This window comes from Pseudomonas sp. AL 58 (assembly GCF_036348395.1).
GTDB classification, from domain to species: domain Bacteria; phylum Pseudomonadota; class Gammaproteobacteria; order Pseudomonadales; family Pseudomonadaceae; genus Aquipseudomonas; species Aquipseudomonas defluvii.
In genome coordinates, this window is sequence record NZ_JAZBQR010000002.1 from 206,540 (window position 1) to 226,162 (window position 19,623).

Below are 19,623 nucleotides of genomic sequence, written 5' to 3' on the forward strand. Positions count from 1 at the left end.
CATCAGCCGGTTAGGCGTACCCGCCAACGCCCGGATAAGGCGCGGGCGGGCGTTGTTGTTCTACTTCACCAGGGTGGTAGCGAAGTTGTTGGTGGTCAGCGGGCTGATGTGGAAGCCCTCGACGTTCTTGCGCATGGCGGTAAACATCTTCGGATGTGCGATGCTGATCCACGGTTGGTCTTCATCGTACACCGCCAGGGCTTTCTCATAGAGTGCTGCGCGCTCACCCGTGTCGATGGTCTCGCGGGCTTTGGTGATCAGCGCCTGGAAGGTCGGGTTACACCAGCGTGCGTAGTTCTCGCCACTTTTTACGGCGTCGCAGCTCAGCAGCGGGCTGAGGAAGTTATCCGGGTCGCCATTGTCACCGGCCCAGCCGGTCGAGACCATGTCGGGTTCTCCCTTCTTCGCGCGCTTGAGCATTTCTGCCCATTCCATCACGCGGATGTCGACCTTAAGACCAATCCTGGCCAGGTCGGCCTGGAGCATTTCTGCGCTCAATCGCGGGTTGGGGTTGGTCGGGCCACCACCGTTACGGGTGTACAGGGTCAATACGGTGCCTTCCGGTACGCCGGCTTCCTTGAGCAGGGCTCGGGCTTTATCCAGATCCCGGGGCGGGTTCTGGTTGGCGTTGTTGAAGCCAATCAGTGTGGGCGGGTGGGGGTTTATGCCGATCAGCGCGTTGCCTTTGCCAAACAGTTGATCAACATGGGCCTGTTTATCGAAAGCCAGGTTGATCGCTTTGCGTACCCGCACGTCACTGAGGTACTTGTGCTCGGTGTTCAGTGAGATGTAACCGGTGGTCAGGGCCTCCAGTTCATCAACTTTCAGGTTCGGGTCTTGGCGGATACTGGGGATGTCATCGGGCTTGGGGTACAGCGCGACCTGGCACTCATTGGCCTTGAGTTTTTGCAGGCGCACATTGTTGTCGGTGGCGATGGTCAGCACCAGAGGGTCGCTGGGTGGTTTGCCCCGGAAATACTCGGGGTTGGCCTTGAAGCGCACCTGAGCGTCTTTTTTGTAGCGCTGAAAAATGAATGGGCCGGTGCCGATTGGTTGGCTGTTGAGGTTGGCCGTCTTGTTGGTCGCCAGCAACTGGTTGGCATACTCGGCCGAATAGATCGAGGTGAAGGCCATGGCCAGGTCACGCAGGAACGGTGCTTCCGGGCGTGTCAGGGTAAAGGTGACGGTGTGCTCGTCGACTTTCTCGACACCTTTGAGCAGGTCTTTGAAACCCATGCTTTCAAAGTAGGGAAAGCCGACGCTGGCCTTGTCATGCCAGGGATGCTTGGGGTCGAGTTGGCGCTGAAAGCTCCAGAGCACATCGTCGGCATTCAACTCACGGCTTGGGGTGAAGTAGTCGGTTTTGTGGAACTTCACGCCCCGGCGCAGGTAGAACGTGTACGTCAGCCCATCCGGGCTGATTTCCCAGCGCTCGGCCAGGGCCGGTTCGATGTCGGTGGTGCCCGGCTTGAAGTCTACCAGCCGGTTGAACACGGTTTCGGCGGCCGCATCGGCCGTCACTGCGGTGGTGTATTGAACGATGTCGAAGCCTTCCGGGCTGGCCTCGGTACATACCACCAGTGGCTTGGCTGCCACGCCAGCTGCAGTGCTCAACAGTAGGGCTGCCAGGGCAGCCTGAAGGGGTCGCAGTTTCATGAAAGCTCCCAGCGATCAATTAAAGCAGGTTAGTTGCCACGGGCGATTCGTCTAATCCCCCGTGGCCATGCCCCCTAAAGGATGTTGAATGGAATGGTGGTCACGACCCGGAACTCGTCCAGGCTACCGTCGGCCTGGGCCTTGCTGGCACGGTGCGCGGTGTAGGTGGCGCGTACCGTGGTGTCTTTGAGCGAGCCGCTCTGCACGGTGTAACTGCTGCCTATGCCGTACTCGTAGTGGTTTTCACCCTCAAGGCCACGCACGTCGTAGCCGGTGCTCGTGTAGTGGGTGCCGTCGATACCCCAGCCACGGGCGTTATAGATATTAAACTTCAGCCCCGGAACACCATACCCGGCCATGTTCAGGGTGTAGGCCACCTGCAGGGATTTTTCGTTCGGGCCGTTGAAGTCCGAGAGCAGTGAGTTGGCCAGAAAGATGGCGTTGGTATCATGGAGGTAGTCGAAGTACTCGTTGCCGTTTACCTGCTGGTAGGAAACGCTGAGTTTGTGCGCCTGATGGGTCAGGCCTAGCGACAGGCTGTAGGTGTCATTGTCGATCTCACCCAGTTTGCGTTTACCTTCATCCCGGGTTTTGTAGTAGTTCAGCCCCGTGCTCAGGCTCAGCAGTGCGCTGTCGCCCAGCTCGTGCGTGGCGCCGAAATAGTACTGGTTCCAAAGGTCTTCGACATTGGACAGGTAGAGGCTGGTGTTCAAGCTCTTGAGTGGCTGGTAGTTGACGCCGGCCATGCTGATGCGGTCGGTGTACTGGTTGCTGTCGCCATATTCGGAGCGGAACTTGCTCTGGCCTTGCTCGGTTCGGGTCGAGACGCGGTCGAAGGTGCCGGCATCGAACGACAGGTTGTCGAACTCTGCGCTGTGGATGCTGACACCCTGGAAGCTGGAAGGCAGTGCACGGTTGCCAATGTAGGCAATAACCGGCGTGTCGATGGACTGACGGCCTGCTGTGAGGGTGGTGTTGGAGACCCGCGCCTTGAGGTTGGCCAGGCCCATCTTGCTCCATTGGCCGATGACCTCTCCGTCGCGGTGGGTCAGGGTGCGGTTGTTTGGCCCGGCGACGGCGGCGCGGCCTTGCTCAAGCGCAATGGCGTTATAGGCGGCGACTTCGGTGCTTAAGCCGACAGTGCCTTCGGTGAAACCGGAGGTGTAGTTGAGAATGGTGCCCTGTACCCAGTTGTTACGGCTATGGGTGTCATGACGGCTACCATCACGTTTGTAGTATTTCCACAGGGGTGCACGGGTAGCACGCTCATGGGCATACCAGTTGCGGGTCGAACCGGACAGGCTCTGCCCTTCGATGAAGCCTTTGGCTTCGTTTTGATCGCTGGTGGATTTGACCGTCACCGGGACGAATGCCTGGCTGATGGGTTCTGCCAGGGCCAGTGTGGATAGGCTACTGAGGGATAAGGCCAGTACTGCGTTCTTGGTTCGTCTCAAGGTAAAACTCCCTTTCTTCTCTTTCTATTAACCGTCCAGCCTCGTGAGCCGTGCGGGTACTGCGGTGGAACTGGTTTGGATGAACCAGGCGTTCAATCCACGCTGACACCTGAGAAGTTGTTGCGGCCGAACGGGCTCACCTTGAAGCCCTCGACCTTGGCGCTGAGCGGCTGATTGACGGTCGAGTGAGCGATTGGCGTGATGGGGACCTGTTGCTTCAGGCGCTGTTGGGCTTGCTGGTAGAGCGCGGTACGTTGCACGCGGTCGGTGACGGTCTTGGCCTTTTTAACCAGCGCGTCATAGTCCGCATCGCACCACATGGAGTAGTTGTTGCTGCCAATCGCGTCACAGCTGTACAGCGTGCCCAGCCAGTTGTCCGGGTCACCGTTGTCGCCTGTCCAGCCGATCAGCGAGATGTCGTGTTCACCGTCCTTGGTGCGCTTGAGGTATTCCCCCCACTCGTAGCTGACGATCTTGACCTTGAAGCCGACCTTGCCCCAATCGGCTTGCAGCATCTCGGCCATCAACTTGGCGTTGGGGTTGTAAGGGCGTTGCACGGGCATGGCCCACAGGGTGATTTCGGTCCCTTCCTTGACGCCTGCGGCCTTGAGCAGTTCGCGTGCTTTTTGCGGGTTGTACCCGGCGTCCTTGAGGGTTTCGTCGTACGACCACTGGGTCGGCGGCATGCTGCCGACGGCCAGTTGCCCGGCCTGCTGGTAAACCGCATTGACGATGGCGGGCTTGTTGACCGCCATGTCCATGGCCTGGCGCACCTGCAACTGATCGAACGGTGCGCGCTGGACGTTGTAGGCGATATAGCCAAGGTTGAATCCAGGCTTTTCGATCACCTGCAGCTTCAGGTCCTGCTTGAGTGCATCGAGGTCGGCCGGGCGCGGATTCAGGGTCACCTGGCATTCGTTCTTGCGCAGTTTCTGGACGCGCACCGATGGGTCGACGTTGATCGAGAAAATCAGGCGCTCGACCTTGACCTGGCTGGGGTCCCAATAGGCTTTGTTGGCCTGGTAGCGAATCTGCGAATCTTTTTGGTAGCGCTGGAAGACAAAGGGGCCGGTGCCAATGGGGTGCTGGTTGATGTCGCTCGGTTTTCCGCTGGCCAGCAACTGGTTGGCGTACTCGGCAGAGAGGATCGAAGCGAAACTCATGGCCATGTTCTGGATGAATGCGGCATCGATGCTGTTGAGGGTAAACCTGACGGTATGCGCGTCGAGCTTCTCCACCTTGGCGATGTTCTTGTCCAGGCTCATGCTCACGAAGTAGGGGAACTCGGTAGGGTAGGCCTGGCGAAACGGATGGGTTTTGTCGAGCATGCGCTGGAAGGTGAACAGCACGTCATCGGCGTTGAACGTGCGGGTAGGGGTGAAGGCCTTGTTGCTGTGGAACGTGACGCCTTCACGTAAGTGGAAGGTGTAGTGCAAACCATCCCTGGATACCTCCCAATGGGTTGCCAGTGCCGGTTTGACGATGGTGCTGCCTCGTTCGAATTCCACCAGTCGGTTGTAGATCGGCTCGGCCGCATCGTTGTCGGTGGCACTGGTGTACTGGGCGGTATCGAAACCTGCGGGGCTGCCTTCCGAGCAGAATACCAGGCTGCCTTTGGCCTGAACCTGAGTGGCCAATGCCAGGTGTGTCTGGGCCAGTAGGCCAAGGCCGAGCAAGGTGGCAAATACGGGTGTGTATCGCATGGCGGTCCCTTTCTTTTCTTCTTGTTGAACAGGTCAGTGGCATGCAGTCGGCCATAAGCTCGCGACTGGCCGGATGCACCTTCGACGTTAGGGGGGCAGGGGGCATTCAGGAAGGTAAGAAAGCGGAGGGTGTAAGTAGGATGTTTCTGATTGATGCGTAGGCTGTGTCTTGATGGGGCGTCGGCAGGATGTTGGCCTTCGTTAAAGGCTGGCCCCGGCACGCCGTCTGGCGGTACCGGGGTACCCCCCAGTGTCTACTGGCTGATGCCGACCCCGTAGAAGGCATTCAAGGCAAACGGACTGATCTTGAACCCCTGCACGGTTTTACGCATGGGTTGGTAAACCGTTGAATGCGCGATAGGGGTAATCGGCACCTGGTCCTTGATAATGTGTTGTGCTTGCTTGTATAGCGCGGTGCGCTTGGCTGTGTCGGAGGTGGCCTTGGCTTGCTTGATCAGCGTGTCGTACTCGGTGTTGCACCATTTGGAGAAGTTGTTGCCGTCCACCGCGTCGCAGCCGTAAAGCGTGCCCAGCCAGTTGTCGGGGTCACCGTTGTCGCCGCTCCAGCCGATCAGCATGGCGCCGTTCTCGCCTGCCTTGGCGCGTTTGATGTATTCGCCCCACTCGTAGGTGACGATCTTGGCCTTGATGCCGATTTTGGCCCAGTCCGATTGCAGCATTTCGGCCATCAGTTTGGCGTTGGGGTTGTAGGGGCGCTGAACCGGCATGGCCCACAGGGTGATTTCGGTGCCTTCCTTGATCCCGGCTTCCTTGAGCAATGCCTTGGCTTTTTCCGGGTCGTAGGGGGTGGCCTTGATGGTGTCGTCATACGACCACTGGGTGGGCGGCATGGCATTGACGGCTTCCTGGCCCGCCCCCTGATAGACCGAGTCGATGATCTGCTTCTTGTTCACAGCCATGTCCAGGGCCTGGCGTACCTTGAGCTGAGCCATCGGGTTGGGCTCGTTGCTGCCCTTGATCTTGTCCATCACGTTGTAGGCGATGTACCCCAGGTTGAAGCCGGCTTGCTCGGGCATTTGCAGGTTCGGGTCGCTTTTCAGCGATTGAATGTCCGCTGGGCGCGGGAACAAGGTGACCTGGCATTCGTTTTTCTTCAGTTTCTGCATGCGTACCGAAGCGTCTGTGGTAATGGCGAAGATCAGGTTGTCCAGCTTCACGTCCTCGGGCTTCCAGTAGTCCTTGTTGCCCTTGAAGCGGATCTGCGCGTCTTTCTGGTACTTGCTGAATACGAAGGGGCCGGTGCCGATTGGCTTCTGGTTGATGTCGGCGGGTTTGCCCTCCTTGAGCAACTGGTCGGCGTACTCGGCTGATTGAATCGAGGCGAAGCTCATCGCCAGGTTCTGAATGAATGCGGCGTCTACGGTCTTTAGCGTGAATTTGACTGTGTGTTCGTCGATTTTTTCGACTTTGCTGATGTTTTTGTCCATCCCCATGTCGGTGAAGTAGGGGAACTCGGTGGGGTAGGCCTTACGGAATGGCATGTATGGGTCGAGCATGCGGTTGAAGGTAAACAGCACGTCGTCGGCGTTGAACTCACGGCTTGGCTTGAAGTAGCTGGTGGTATGGAACTTCACCCCCTCACGCAGGTGGAAGGTGTAGCTCAGGCCGTCCTCGGCAGTATCCCAGCGGGTTGCAAGGCCCGGGATAACGGATGTGCCGCCTTGTTCAAATTGCGTCAGGCGGTTGAAGACTGTTTCGGCAGAGGCATCGAAGTCGGTTCCGGTGGTGTATTGGCCGGGGTCGAAGCCCGCCGGGCTGCCTTCAGAGCAAAACACCAGGTTGCCTGCAGCGAGGGTGAACGGGGCACTGGAGAGTAGGCTTGCACCTAAAAGAAACGGAATGACTGCATGTTTAAGCATGGTGGCCTCATTGTTGTCATTTTGATGTGAGGGCGGCCTCGTGAGCCGGCCTGCCGGATACTTAAGCAGGCCCCATTGCCAATGCAATATTCAGCGTACTGAGTACGGGGAAAATGTGGAACGATCGTACATGGATGTCGCGTTGGTATAACTATCTGGCTTGTTTAACGCTTAATCGTGAATGTTTATGTTTTTTTACGATGATTTCGTGTAGGTGCGGCTGCGCGGCGAGTGAAAATCGCCGCGCAGTTAGCGGATGTCAGGGCATTTGTACTTCGATCGTACCGTCGGCATTCATGCTGACCTGGCTGGTACCGGCTTCGACCTGCGGGCTGGGTGCGGCCTCGGCATCCATACTGGCTTTCATCATCATGACTGGGCCACGGGCATAGGGTTGCGGATAGCCACTGCTGTTGAGGTTCAGGTTGAGTACTTTGTAACCCTTGCCGCCCAGTGCCTCGGTGGCCAGTTGCGCACGGCTCTTGAAGGCGTTTACGGCATCTTTGAGCAGTTCATCTTCACTGGCCTTGCGGGTGGCTGGTGCAATGGCAAAGTCCATGCCGGCCATTTTCAGTTCATGCAGCAGTTCACCGGTCAGTTTCGACAGCGCCGGGAAGTCGGTGCTTTCCAGGCGAAGCTCTGCACGTTCACGCCAGCCGGTAATTCTTTGGCCTTTGGTGTCGTAAATGGGGTAGCTGTTGCGGCTGCCCTGGCTGATTTTGATGTCCTTGACTGAGCGTGCCTGCTCCAGGGCCTTATTCATGGTTCGGGTGATTTCGGCTGCGAGCTTGCCAGGGTCGCTATTCTGCGCTTCGCTGTACAAGGTTACGCTCATCAGGTCGCGAGCCACTTCCTTGCTGACTTCAGCGCGCAGGGATACTTGATTGTAACGAGGTTCTTCAGCCAGCACCGGGAGGCTGGCCATCAGACCAGCGGCCAATAGCATTGCTGCACTGCGACGAGGGAAATACATGTAGGGCTCCTTGAAAAAAGGCGTGGTTGATGGTCATCCATTTTCACGCAGACACTTAAGACCCTTGGCAGTGTAGCGAGGTTCAAAAATGCCAGTATGGGCCTGTAAAAAACTGTGGTGTGTTGCCGCATCGCTGCAGACCAGGCCTCACCTTCGGTATACTCGCGACGATTCACCTGGAGCACTCATCAGGAGAGCTCATGCTCGCCCCCGTACAAATACTCTCTGCTACCCGTCAGAACCTCTGGCGCCTGACGTTCATCCGCATTCTGGTTTTGGCGGCCCAGGCCGGTTCCGTGGCCGTTGCCTACTGGACTGATCTGCTGCCGCTGCCGTGGTTGTCGTTGGTTATCACGCTGGGCTTGTCGACGTTACTCTGCGCCTTCACGGCCTTGCGCTTGCGCCTTTCCCTGCCCGTCACCGAGCTGGAGTACGCCTTTCAGCTGGCTTGTGATCTGCTTATTCACAGCGCCCTGTTGTACTACTCCGGCGGGTCGACCAATCCGTTTGTCTCGTACTACCTGGTACCGCTGGCCATCGCTGCAGTGACCTTGCCGTGGGTCTACTCACTGATCCTGTCAGGCATCGCACTTATTGCTTACAGCCTGTTGCTGGTGCAGTTCTATCCGCTGGAAACCTTCCCGGTTGCACGGGAAAAAATGCAGATATATGGCATGTGGCTGAGCATCGCGCTGGCTGCAGCGGTGATTACCTTCTTCGCCGCCAAGATGGCCGAGGAGCTGCGCCGTCAGGAGCAGTTGCGCGCCCAGCGTCGCGAGGAAGGCCTGCGTGACGAGCAGTTGCTGGCCGTCGCCACCCAAGCGGCAGGCGCGGCCCACGAGTTGGGAACCCCGCTGGCGACCATGAGTGTGTTGATCAAGGAAATGCGCCAGGACCATTCCGACCCGCTACTGCAGGAAGACCTGCAAGTGCTGCAGGATCAGGTCAAACTGTGCAAGGAAACCTTGCAGCAACTGGTGCGTGCCGCCGAAGCCAACCGGCGCATGGCCGTGGAAGATCAGGACGTCACCTTCTGGCTTGACGAGGCACTGAACCGCTGGCACTTGATGCGCCCAGAGGCGAGTTACCGCTTCCAGCGACTTGGCCAAGGCAGCATACCGCGCCTGGCACCACCACCGGATCTGACCCAGGCGCTGCTGAACCTGTTGAACAATGCCGCCGATGCCTGCCCGGATGGGCTTGAAGTTCATCTGGACTGGAACGACCAGGACATCGTGATCAACATCCGCGACCATGGCCCCGGCGTGCCGGTGGCCATCGCCGAGTCGATCGGGAAACCCTTTTTTACCACCAAGGGCAAGGGCTTCGGCCTGGGCCTGTTTCTGAGCAAGGCCAGCGTCACGCGTGCTGGTGGCTCGGTAAAACTCTATAGTCACGAGGAAGGCGGTACGCTGACCGAGCTACGCCTGCCGCGTGATGCGCGAGGAGATCAACAATGAATGATGAAACCCAGGTCGAAGGCGAAGAGCTGCCGCATCTGTTGCTGGTGGACGATGATGCCACCTTTACCCGCGTGATGGCCCGAGCCATGAGCCGTCGCGGTTTTCGTGTGAGCATTGCTGGCTCGGCTGAAGAAGGGTTGGTGCTGGCTCAGCAGGACATCCCCCACTACGCGACACTGGACCTGAAGATGGAAGGCGACTCGGGCCTGGTGCTGCTGCCCAAGCTGCTCGAACTCGATCCGGAAATGCGCGTGGTCATTCTGACCGGCTATTCAAGCATTGCTACCGCGGTTGAGGCGATCAAGCGCGGCGCCTGCAATTACCTGTGCAAACCCGCTGACGCTGACGACGTGCTGGCTGCATTGTTGTCCGAGCACGCAGACCTGGACAGCCTGGTACCGGAAAACCCGATGTCGGTGGACCGCTTGCAGTGGGAGCACATTCAGCGGGTACTCACCGAGCATGAGGGCAATATCTCTGCGACGGCCCGGGCACTGGGCATGCACCGCCGCACGTTGCAGCGCAAGCTGCAAAAGCGCCCGGTCCGACGCTGAGCGGTATCAGATCTCGCTACCGTGTTTTGCCAGGGCCTGACGGATCAGGCCTAGTACTTCCGTCGGGTGCGCCGCTCTTTTTATGGATGTTGCACAGTCCAGGGGAGCGCTAGCGTAGTAATCGACGCAGATGAAATCATCCACAAGGCCATTAACCAGTACACGATGGTCTGCGGGGCCATCCCCGACGATGATTACAGGCCCATTCAGACGGCCTTTGGCCCGCCATTCGCGCACAATTGCAGACTTGCCTTTGCTTGAACTCAGCAAGGGAGAGGGGCGAATGGCCAGTGCGCGCGAGCCAAGCCAGAAAAAACGGTTGGCGATGACGTGCTGCGGGTTGATCCCCCATGATGCTGCCAGCGGCACGATCCACTCCATGTAACCGCCCGAGATGATGTGTATACCGACCTGCTGTTCTTGAAGGTGGCGCAGGGTTGTGCGCAGCGCCTCAGGCAGGCAGTTTGCCTGTTCGCGGATGTAGCGTTGAACATGCTCTCGGCGGATTCTGGGGATGATTTTCATCAGTGTCAGCAATTCTGCCAGGCTGGCCTGGCCTGCCAGAGCCTTTGGGGCGATGTGGGCAAGCCGTTGAATCACTTGCGGCGCGTCCTGGCATCCTTCCAGGCTGAGCTTGATGACTTCGACTGTGCTTTCGCCGGGAAGCAGTGTCTGGTCAAAATCGAAAATCACGTGAGCTTTCATGGCTGAAGCCTGCGCTGTTCAAGGTCGTGGTACTTGTCTTCGCGTGTCCACTGAGTGGCGGCTATCTGCAGGTGCTGAGCGATGGCGTTCTGTACTTGATCGGCGAAGTCCTGATCTGACTGCTCCGCAGCGGGTGACTGGTGGGCGAGAAAGGTCAGTTCAAATTCGAGCCAGGGCATGGCCAGGAGCCGCAGGAATTTCATCGCGCCCGGATCTTCAAGCGGGTTGGGGTTCAGTCCCAGGGGGGTTTTGAGCTTCATTGCCAGTGGTACCACCGGGCGACGGCGCACCATGAACTCCGGGCGAAAACGGAAAAGGCCTTTGCCGTTATTGATGGTCGCTTCGGGGGTGATGTAGAGCGCCGTGCCTTCGGGGGCGCGTTGCCATTGTCGGAAATGCCCGGCGAGTTGCCGTTTATCATCGGTCACTTGCCAGTAGCTTGAGCCTGAGCACTGAAACAGCAGGTGCCCGGTCAGTTTGCCGATGATGCTGTCGGTTTTTACCACCATCACCGTGGCGAAAGGCATTGCCAGTACCGGGTAGTGATCAAACACGCTGATGTGATTGAGCGCGACGACGCAGCCGTCAGTATGCTGCCCTACCTGCTGAGGCGTCATCGCGCACTTGATGCGTATATTCATGGCTTTCAAGAGGCATCGATACAGCGCCCTTTTACCAGCGCGAGGTAAAACCAGTGCGATCAGGCTAGCCAAGAACAGACTGAACAGGCGCAGTACCAGAAGTATGATGCCTACAGGCAGGTACAGGTAACGCAGTACGGCGGATACACCGCTACGGGGTTGCCAGGCGCTCATGTCCGAAAGGTCACTGACCCGAGGGGTAATCCGTTCATTCGATTGCTTAGACATTTGCATGGTGCGCGCCCTGTTTAGGCGCTTCAAGAGCGCGTTCACGTTTCTGTTCAAAGTAGTTGATCAAGGATTCGATACGGGCGGCGTTCTTGGCGCGGACTTCGAGGATTTTTTGTTTGGTGACATCGATTTTTACATGCGGACCAAACGGGGTTTCGATAATGCAATCCGGAAGTACTTCCAGGTTCAGCAGTTTTTTGTTCATGTTGAGTGCTGCAGTGTGCTTCAGGTTTGTCAATGTATAAACTTTCTCAAACCCCAATGTTTCAAAGGCATAGGTGACGGCCATATGAGCGGCGGTGAAGGGATAAGGTGTTCCCCAGTAGGGCTTTAAAAAGCGCATTCCAAAGTTTATTCCCCACTCTTTTTCAGCAAACCCCGCGTAGCCTATGAAGGGCGAGCCAAGGCCAAGGCTTACGGCCCAGCGCGACCAGCCTTGTTTGGCGTGCGCTTCCTGGAAGGTCGCCACTTCGGCGGCGGCATCCTGCTCGGTTCGTGTGGTGCCAGCAGAAATGAATTGCATCGTTTCACTGTCGCTTACCAGTGAGGCGTAACCCTGTATATCCGCTGCATCCCACGTTCTTAAGGTTAATCCATGTAGGCTGATGATTTCTGTGCGCACGGTGAAGTCCTTGTCGATCTAAGAAGTATCAAGTGGAAACTCAGGTGGCTAAGGTGGGTAAGCGTCTTACACAAACTTAGTTGTGATCGTTTCTATAATGAGTGTTGTTGAGGTGCAAGTTCGTGGGGGTGGGCTGCAAGAAAGTTAGTGGTTTCTGTAGTTGTCTTGTAACTTGTCTTGGATGTAGGTGGAAGTTTTCTGTCAGACGCTCGTTGATACAGGGCGCGAGGATAGTGTTGCTCAAACGGAGTGACTCAGGGCTGTCGAACCGGCGCTTGTATTTGCGCTATTGAATATCTTTTCAGTGGCTTTTCTGCCTGTGCAGCCCGCACTGTTTGGTCGGATGCGACACTTGATTCAGACCTGTACGCGCTGATCTGAAATTTATTGCGTGTGGCGAAAAATCCCCATCAAGATATCGCCTTTGCTGGCGTATCATTAGCCACCTAACGACAGCCAGCCAACGGGATCGCCTGCATGCTCGCCCTCTTTTTTCAGACGCTGAACATCACTGCGCCTGTTTTTGCGATGTTGTTCATGGGGGTGCTGCTCAAGCGCATTAATGCCATCAACGACGGTTTTATCCATACCGCCTCGTCCCTGGTCTTCAACGTCTGTATGCCAGCGTTGTTGTTCCTGGGGATCTACCACGCGGACCTGAGTGCGGCGGTCAAGCCGGGTTTGCTGCTGTACTTTGCGGTTGCAACACTGGGTGGTTTTTCCCTGGCTTGGGCCTATGCCCTGTGGCGTTGCCCGCGTGAAGACCGTGGTGTCTATATCCAGGGTGCATTTCGTGGCAACAACGGGGTTATTGGTCTGGCGTTGGCGGCGAGTATGTACGGTGATTACGGCATCTCGCTCGGTGCGGTTCTGGCGGGCCTGGTGATCCTGCTCTACAACTCGTTGGCGGCGGTGGTGCTGGCGGTCTATAGCTCCAGCACCAAGTCCGACCCGTGGAGCATTCTCAAGAGCATTTTGCGTAACCCGCTGATTATCAGCGTGCTGCTGGCCACTCCAATGGCGTATGGACAGGTGCCATTGCCGAACTGGTTACTGACCTCCAGCGACTATCTGGCGCAGATGACACTGCCGTTGGCGTTGATCTGTATCGGTGGCACGCTGTCGCTGGCATCGTTGCGCAACAGCGGCAGTCTGGCCATCAGTGCCAGCCTGCTGAAAATGGTCTGGTTGCCGCTGATCGGTACTGTCGGCGCGTGGTTGTGGGGTTTCCGAGGTGCCGAGTTGGGCATTCTGTTCCTCTACTTCGGTAGCCCGACGGCAGCTGCCAGCTACGTGATGGCCCGCGCCGTCAACGGCAACCATGAGCTGGCGGCATCGATCATTGTCATCACCACAGTGGCGGCGGCGCTGACGACAAATATCGGCATCTTCCTCTTGCAGTGGGGCGGCTGGATCTAGATCCTGTCACAAAACAATTCAAACGCTGCCTGACCTGTCCGAGGACATTCCATGCAAGACGAGATCACGCCCGAGCGCTTGCACCGTGGGCTGAAGAATCGCCATATCCAGTTGATCGCCCTGGGCGGAGCCATCGGTACTGGCCTGTTTCTCGGCATTGCCCAAACCATCCAGCTGGCTGGCCCTTCGATTTTGCTGGGGTATGCGGTTGCAGGGCTGATTGCATTTTTTATCATGCGACAGTTGGGCGAGATGGTGGTCGAGGAGCCGGTATCGGGTACGTTCAGCCACTTCGCACACCGTTACTGGAGTGAGTTCGCCGGTTTCATGTCGGGCTGGAACTACTGGGTGCTCTATGTGCTGGTGGGCATGGCCGAGCTGACCGCCGTGGGGATTTATATCCAGTACTGGTGGCCAGGCTTTCCGACCTGGGCCTCGGCAGCCGTATTCTTTGTGTTGATCAACTTGATCAACCTCAGCCAGGTCAAGGTCTATGGCGAGATGGAGTTCTGGTTTGCCTTGATCAAGGTCGTGGCGATTGTCAGCATGATCGCCTTCGGTGGCTGGTTACTGTTCAGCGGCAATGGCGGCCCGGACGCCAGTGTGGCCAACCTTTGGCAATACGGTGGTTTCTTTCCCAACGGCCTGACCGGGTTGTTGATGGCCATGGCGGTGATCATGTTCTCGTTTGGCGGCCTGGAGCTGGTCGGCATTACTGCCGCTGAGGCCGACAATCCGCGCTACAGCATCCCGCGGGCGACCAATCAGGTGATCTACCGCATTCTGCTGTTCTACATCGGGGCGCTGGCGGTGCTGCTGTCGCTCTACCCATGGCAGAAAGTGGTTCAGGGCGGCAGCCCCTTCGTGATGATTTTCCATGCACTGGATAGCAACGTGGTGGCCACGGTACTCAACCTGGTGGTGCTGACGGCAGCGCTGTCGGTGTACAACAGCTGCGTGTATTGCAACAGCCGCATGCTGTTTGGCCTGGCAACACAAGGCGATGCGCCGAGGCGCCTGCTCAAGGTCAACGCACGGGGTGTGCCCCTGGCGGCGCTGGGGGTTTCGGCAGTGGCCACCGGGCTGTGTGTGTTGATCAACTATGTGATGCCGGCCAAGGCCTTTGAGTTGCTGATGGCACTGGTGGTGTCATCGTTGGTGATCAACTGGGGCATTATCAGTATCACCCACTTGAAGTTCCGCCGGGCCAAGCAGGCTGCCGGAGAAACGACGTTCTACAAAAGCTGGGGCTACCCGCTGACCAACTACATCTGCCTGGCCTTCCTGGCCCTGATTCTGGTGGTGATGTACTTGACCCCGGGCATCAACATCTCAGTGATGCTGATTCCGGTCTGGCTGGTGCTATTGCGGCTGGCCTTCTGGCTGAAAAAACGCAACGAGAAGGCTGCCGCCGTTGCCAACTGACGCGCCGAAGGCAGGCGAGTGATCGATCAGCCCTGTTGGTAGCTGTCGATCACTTCCTGGGCGGCACGGAAGGCGTCTATTGCTGCTGGAACGCCGGCATACACCGCGCAATGCAGCAACGCCTCGCGAATCTCTTCTACCGTACAGCCGTTGTTCAAGGCGCCGCGCACGTGGCCCTTGAGTTCTTGCGGGCACTTCAATGCGGTCAGTGCGGCCAGGGTAATCAGGCTACGGGTTTTCAGCGGCAAGCCTTCGCGGCTCCAGACACTGCCCCAGGCATGTTCGTTGACGAATGCCTGTAGCGGCGCCGTGAAATCGGTGGCGTTACCCAGTGCACGGTCAACGAAGGCGTCACCCATTACCTGGCGGCGGACCTGTTCGCCGCGTTTCTCGCTGTCACCCATCGTGTTCTCCTTAGTGTTGACGGCGCCAGGCTTGCAGGCTGGTGTAAAGCAGCGTCACAGCGAGCACTGGCAGGACATAGAACAGCATCAATCGCTCAAGCTTCGTCGCCAGCGGCATGCCGGTGGTGAACGCCACCACGTGCAGACCATAAGCCAGGTACAGGCAGAGAAACACCAGACCTTCGGCGCGGGTGATCCGATAGCCGGAATAGAACACTGGCAGGGTCAGGACGGCAACGCCGAGCATCACCGGCAAGTCGAAGTCCAGTGCATTGGGTGAAATCGACAAGGGCGTCGGGGCCAGCACGCTGGTCAGGCCCAGCACGGCGAGCAGGTTGAACAGGTTGCTGCCAATGACGTTGCCCACGGCGATCTCCCGTTCGCCACGCAAGGCGGCGATCAGTGAGGTGGCCAACTCGGGCAGTGAGGTGCAGACCGCAACCACTGTCAGGCCAATGATTCGTTCGGAGAGTCCCAGGTCGACTGCCACCTCGACCGAGGCTTCCAGCAGCAAATGTCCGGCCAGGCTGAGAAGGCCCAGGCCGGCAGCCATCAGCAAGAGGCTATTGAACCAGAAGCCTGCGCTGCGCTGTGGCCTTGGCCCTGGGGCCGGATAGGTGCGCGCGTGGTGCCGGGATTGGTGCCAGAGCAGGCTCAGGTAAGCGACCAGTGCGCAGAGCAGCAGGACGCCTTCCAGGCGACCAAGCCGTTCATTGAGCGCGAGCAGATAGACCAGCAGGCTGGCGCCGATCATCAAGGGGATGTCCAGCCTTACCAGCTGTCGGGAAACCCGCAGTGGAATAATCAGTGCTGCCAGGCCAAGGGTTACCAGAACGTTGAAGATGTTGCTGCCGATGACACTGCCGACGGCGACGTCTGGCGCGCCGCTGTAGGCTGCTTGAATACTGACCGTCAATTGCGGTGCGCTGCTGCCGAAAGCTACCAGGCTAAGACCAATGATCAGCGGCCTCACCTGCAGGCTTTCGGCCATGCGCAGGGCGGCACGCACCAGCAGCTCGGCACCTGTGATCAACAGCAGCAGGCCGCTGATCAGTTGCAGCAGGCTGAAGGTCGGTAATGAGGCCAGGTCAAAAATGGTCGTGCTCCCTCAAAGGTCAGTCGCTAAGACCTTGTACCCGTACGCGGGCCGTTCCGCTACGGATCATGCCCAATTGTTCGGCGGCAGCACGGGAGAGATCAATCAGCCGGCCGCGGGTGTGCGGGCCACGGTCGTTAATGCGCACCACCACGCTGCGTTGGTTGTTCAGGTTGGTGACGCGTACCTGTGTGCCGAAGGGCAGGCTGCGGTGCGCAGCGGTCAGTGCGCGTTGATTGAACGGTTCGCCACTGGCAGTACGCTTGCCGTGGTGACGGGCGCCGTAATAGGAGGCCGTACCACTTTCATCGTAACCGTGAGGGTCGATGTCGTGGCTGGCACAGCCGGCAACCAGGGTGAACAGTGCTAGTGCACTAAGCGGACGCCACATGAATCAGATACTCCGAGGTGTGTGCATGGCTGGCAAGGCTGGCTCTTACAAGGTGCAGGCCTGGTAGGAGCCAGCGTTGCCGGCGATGCAATTACCCTTCGAGCTTGCTCTTGAGCAATTGGTTCACTTGCTGCGGGTTGGCCTTGCCTTTGGACGCTTTCATTGCCTGACCGACGAAGAAACCGAACATCTTGCCGCGCTTGGCTTCATCGGCGGCGCGGTACTGCTCGACCTGCTCGGCGTTGGCTGCCAGCACTTCGTCCAGCACTTTCTCGATCGCGCCGCTGTCGGTGACTTGCTTCAGTCCGCGGGCCTCGATGATGGTGTCGGCATCGCCTTCACCGGCGGCCATCGCCTCGAAGACCATCTTGGCGATCTTGCCGCTGATGGTGTTGTCGATGATGCGCGAGAGCATACCGCCCAGTTGTGCGGCACTGACCGGTGATTGCTCGATTTCCAGGCCCAGCTTGTTCAGCAGGCTGCCCAGTTCGACCATGACCCAGTTGGCGGCCAGTTTGGCATCGCCACATACGCCAACCACCTGTTCGAAGTAGTCTGCCTGTTCACGGCTGGAAGCCAGCACGTTGGCGTCGTAGCTGGACAGGCCGAACTGGCTCTGGAAGCGCTCGCGTTTCTGCGGTGGTAGCTCCGGCAGGGTGGCGCGGGTGGCTTCGAGGAAGGCCTCTTCGATGACCACAGGCAGCAGGTCCGGGTCGGGGAAGTAACGGTAGTCGTTGGCTTCCTCCTTGCTGCGCATCGAGCGGGTTTCGTCCTTGTTCGGGTCGTACAGGCGGGTTTCCTGGATGACCTTGCCGCCGTCTTCGATCAGGTCGATCTGGCGTTGCACTTCGCTGTTGATCGCACGCTCGATGAAGCGGAACGAGTTGACGTTCTTGATCTCGCAGCGGGTGCCGAACTCGGCCTGGCCTTTCGGACGAATCGAGACGTTGCAGTCGCAACGCAGCGAGCCTTCGGCCATGTTGCCGTCGCAGATGCCCAGGTAGCGCACCAGCGCATGGATCGCCTTGACGTAGGCCACGGCTTCCTTGGCGCTGCGCATTTCCGGCTCGGAGACGATCTCCAGCAGCGGGGTGCCAGCACGGTTCAGGTCGATGCCGGTGGCGCCGCTGAAGTCTTCGTGCAGGCTCTTGCCGGCGTCTTCTTCCAGGTGCGCGCGGGTAATGCCGATACGCTTGACGGTGCCGTCTTCCAGGGCGATGTCCAGGTGGCCCTTGCCGACAATCGGCAACTCCATCTGGCTGATCTGGTAACCCTTGGGCAGGTCAGGGTAGAAGTAGTTCTTGCGGGCGAACACGTTGTGCTTGCCGATCTCGGCGTCGATCGCCAGGCCGAACATGCAGGCCATGCGCACGGCTTCTTCGTTCAGCACCGGCAGCACGCCGGGCATGCCCAGGTCGATCAGGCTGGCCTGGGTGTTCGGCTCGGCGCCAAAGGTGGTGGCGCTACCGGAGAAAATCTTCGACTGGGTGGCGAGCTGGGTATGAATCTCCAGCCCGATAACAACTTCCCATTGCATGTGTGTATTCCTCAGAAGCCTTTAGGTGCGCGGGTGTGCCAGTCAGTCACTTGCTGATAGCGGTGCGCGACGTTGAGCAGGCGGCCTTCCTGGAAATACGGGGCGAGCAATTGCACGCCGACCGGCAGACCTTCGACGAACCCGGCCGGCATCGACAGGCCCGGCAGGCCCGCGAGGTTGGCGGTGATGGTGTAGACGTCTTCCAGGTACGCAGCAACCGGATCGTTGTTCTTCGCGCCAATCTTCCAGGCCGGGTTCGGCGTGGTTGGGCCGAGAATGACGTCGACCTCGTTGAAGGCGGCCATGAAGTCGTTCTTGATCAACCGACGGATTTTCTGCGCCTGCAGGTAATAGGCATCGTAGTAACCCGCCGACAAGGCGTAGGCGCCAACCATGATCCGGCGTTGTACTTCAGCACCGAAGCCTTCGCCGCGCGAGCGCTTGTACAGGTCGGTGAGGTCTTTCGGGTTTTCGCAGCGGTAGCCGAAGCGCACGCCGTCGAAGCGCGACAGGTTGGAAGAGGCTTCTGCCGGCGCGATCACGTAGTAGGCCGGAATGGCGTGCTGCATGTTCGGCAGGCTGATTTCCTTGATGACCGCACCGAGCTTCTCCAGCTCTTTGACGCTGGCCTGGACCAGGTCGGCAATGCGCGGATCAAGACCGGCACCGAAGTACTCCTTCGGCAGGCCGATGCGCAGGCCTTCAAGGGATGCATTCAGGTTGGCGCTGTAATCGGGCACGGGCTCATCGATGCAGGTGGAGTCCTTGGCATCGAAACCGGCCATGCCTTGCAGCAGCAGTGCGCAGTCTTCGGCGGTGCGGGCCATCGGGCCGCCCTGATCGAGGCTTGAGGCATAGGCGATCATGCCCCAGCGCGAAACACGACCATAGGTCGGCTTGAGGCCGGTCAGGTTGGTCAGCGCCGCAGGCTGGCGGATCGAACCACCGGTATCGGTGCCGGTGGCGGCTGGCAACAGGCGTGCGGCGACAGCCGCGGCCGAACCACCGGAAGAACCGCCAGGGACGTGCTCGAGGCTCCACGGGTTCTTGACGGCGCCGTAGTAGCTCGATTCGTTGGCCGAGCCCATGGCGAACTCGTCCATGTTGGTCTTGCCCAGGGTGACAGTGCCAGCTTCGGCCAGCTTGCTGACAACGGTGGCGTCGTAGGGCGCCTTGAAGTTGTCGAGCATCTTCGAGCCGCAGCTGGTCCGCACGCCTTGGGTGCAGAACAGGTCTTTGTGGGCGATCGGCGCGCCGAGCAGGGCACCGGTCTCGCCAGCAGCACGCCGTGCGTCGGCTGCACGGGCCTGGCTGATGGCCAGCTCTTCGGTGATGCTGATGAAACTGTTAAGTTGTGGGTCGAGTTGCTGAATGCGTGCCAACAGTGCACGGGTCAGTTCTTCGGAGGAAAAACGCTTGTCGGCGAGTCCGCGGGCGATCTCGGCCAGGGTCAGTTGATGCATGGCAGG

At 58.8% G+C, this 19,623-nt stretch carries 17 protein-coding genes; 4 read left to right on the top strand and 13 right to left on the bottom strand.

From position 1 onward, the window contains the following. Positions 1–60 precede the first annotated feature (60 nt). From UIA24_RS01335 to UIA24_RS01355, 5 genes are all read right to left on the bottom strand, one after another. Positions 61–1,656, bottom strand: coding sequence for an ABC transporter substrate-binding protein (locus UIA24_RS01335; protein ID WP_330522013.1), 1,596 nt, complete (start codon positions 1,654–1,656; stop codon positions 61–63). A gap of 74 nt (positions 1,657–1,730) precedes the next feature. Continuing rightward, entirely contained in the window at positions 1,731–3,110 is a 1,380-nt protein-coding gene (locus tag UIA24_RS01340; protein WP_330522014.1) for an OprD family porin, read from the bottom strand. Positions 3,111–3,202: 92 nt separating this feature from the next. Continuing rightward, positions 3,203–4,813 (bottom strand): ABC transporter substrate-binding protein, encoded by a 1,611-nt coding sequence (locus UIA24_RS01345; protein WP_330522015.1) that lies wholly within the window; start codon positions 4,811–4,813, stop codon positions 3,203–3,205. 254 nt (positions 4,814–5,067) lie between these two features. Next, positions 5,068–6,693 carry an ABC transporter substrate-binding protein gene (locus UIA24_RS01350; RefSeq protein WP_330522016.1) on the bottom strand — a complete coding sequence of 542 codons (1,626 nt, stop codon included), beginning with the start codon at positions 6,691–6,693 and terminating at the stop codon, positions 5,068–5,070. Between the two features lie 259 nt (positions 6,694–6,952). Further along, a complete protein-coding gene (locus UIA24_RS01355) occupies positions 6,953–7,666 on the bottom strand; it encodes an SIMPL domain-containing protein (RefSeq protein ID WP_330522017.1) in 714 nt (237 codons plus the stop codon). Positions 7,667–7,866: 200 nt separating this feature from the next. Between UIA24_RS01355 and UIA24_RS01360 the strand changes: the two genes are divergently transcribed. Continuing rightward, complete coding sequence (locus UIA24_RS01360) at positions 7,867–9,126, top strand: ATP-binding protein (RefSeq protein WP_065759379.1); 1,260 nt, start codon at positions 7,867–7,869, stop codon at positions 9,124–9,126. Beyond that, entirely contained in the window at positions 9,123–9,683 is a 561-nt protein-coding gene (locus UIA24_RS01365; protein WP_099773628.1) for a response regulator transcription factor, read from the top strand. The genes UIA24_RS01360 and UIA24_RS01365 overlap by 4 nt, the downstream gene beginning before the upstream one ends. 6 nt (positions 9,684–9,689) lie before the next feature. On the opposite strand, the gene UIA24_RS01370 is transcribed toward UIA24_RS01365, so the two are convergent. The 3 genes from UIA24_RS01370 to UIA24_RS01380 are packed head-to-tail and all read right to left on the bottom strand — an operon-like array spanning position 9,690 to position 11,882. Next, a complete protein-coding gene (locus tag UIA24_RS01370; RefSeq protein ID WP_330522018.1) occupies positions 9,690–10,388 on the bottom strand; it encodes an HAD family hydrolase in 699 nt (232 codons plus the stop codon). Further along, entirely contained in the window at positions 10,385–11,263 is an 879-nt protein-coding gene (locus tag UIA24_RS01375; protein ID WP_125862926.1) for a hypothetical protein, read from the bottom strand. Before UIA24_RS01375 ends, UIA24_RS01370 begins: the two co-directional genes overlap by 4 nt. Further along, the gene (locus tag UIA24_RS01380; protein WP_157767117.1) at positions 11,250–11,882 is read right to left on the bottom strand and encodes a GNAT family N-acetyltransferase; all 633 of its coding nucleotides are present in this window, start codon (positions 11,880–11,882) and stop codon (positions 11,250–11,252) included. The genes UIA24_RS01375 and UIA24_RS01380 overlap by 14 nt, the downstream gene beginning before the upstream one ends. Positions 11,883–12,359: 477 nt before the next feature. Between UIA24_RS01380 and UIA24_RS01385 the strand changes: the two genes are divergently transcribed. Both UIA24_RS01385 and UIA24_RS01390 read left to right on the top strand, forming a co-directional pair. Then, positions 12,360–13,301: an AEC family transporter gene (locus tag UIA24_RS01385; RefSeq protein ID WP_330522019.1), complete on the top strand. Its 942-nt coding sequence runs from the start codon at positions 12,360–12,362 to the stop codon at positions 13,299–13,301. 51 nt (positions 13,302–13,352) lie between these two features. After that, positions 13,353–14,726 carry an amino acid permease gene (locus UIA24_RS01390; RefSeq protein WP_330522020.1) on the top strand — a complete coding sequence of 458 codons (1,374 nt, stop codon included), beginning with the start codon at positions 13,353–13,355 and terminating at the stop codon, positions 14,724–14,726. Positions 14,727–14,752: 26 nt separating this feature from the next. Here the strand turns inward: UIA24_RS01390 and UIA24_RS01395 are convergent, their stop codons facing one another. The 5 genes from UIA24_RS01395 to gatA all read right to left on the bottom strand — a co-directional run bounded on the left by UIA24_RS01395 (position 14,753) and on the right by gatA (position 19,617). Continuing rightward, positions 14,753–15,130, bottom strand: a complete 378-nt coding sequence (locus UIA24_RS01395) for a carboxymuconolactone decarboxylase family protein (protein ID WP_065759386.1) — start codon at positions 15,128–15,130, stop codon at positions 14,753–14,755. 10 nt (positions 15,131–15,140) lie between these two features. Continuing rightward, positions 15,141–16,184, bottom strand: coding sequence for a calcium/sodium antiporter (locus UIA24_RS01400; protein ID WP_330522163.1), 1,044 nt, complete (start codon positions 16,182–16,184; stop codon positions 15,141–15,143). A gap of 61 nt (positions 16,185–16,245) precedes the next feature. Then, positions 16,246–16,617, bottom strand: coding sequence for a septal ring lytic transglycosylase RlpA family protein (locus UIA24_RS01405; RefSeq protein ID WP_065759388.1), 372 nt, complete (start codon positions 16,615–16,617; stop codon positions 16,246–16,248). 91 nt (positions 16,618–16,708) lie between these two features. Continuing rightward, on the bottom strand, positions 16,709–18,154 hold the full coding sequence (gene gatB, locus UIA24_RS01410) for an Asp-tRNA(Asn)/Glu-tRNA(Gln) amidotransferase subunit GatB (RefSeq protein WP_065759389.1): 1,446 nt from the start codon (positions 18,152–18,154) through the stop codon (positions 16,709–16,711). A gap of 11 nt (positions 18,155–18,165) precedes the next feature. After that, positions 18,166–19,617 (bottom strand): Asp-tRNA(Asn)/Glu-tRNA(Gln) amidotransferase subunit GatA, encoded by a 1,452-nt coding sequence (gene gatA, locus UIA24_RS01415; protein ID WP_065759390.1) that lies wholly within the window; start codon positions 19,615–19,617, stop codon positions 18,166–18,168. Positions 19,618–19,623 lie beyond the last annotated feature (6 nt).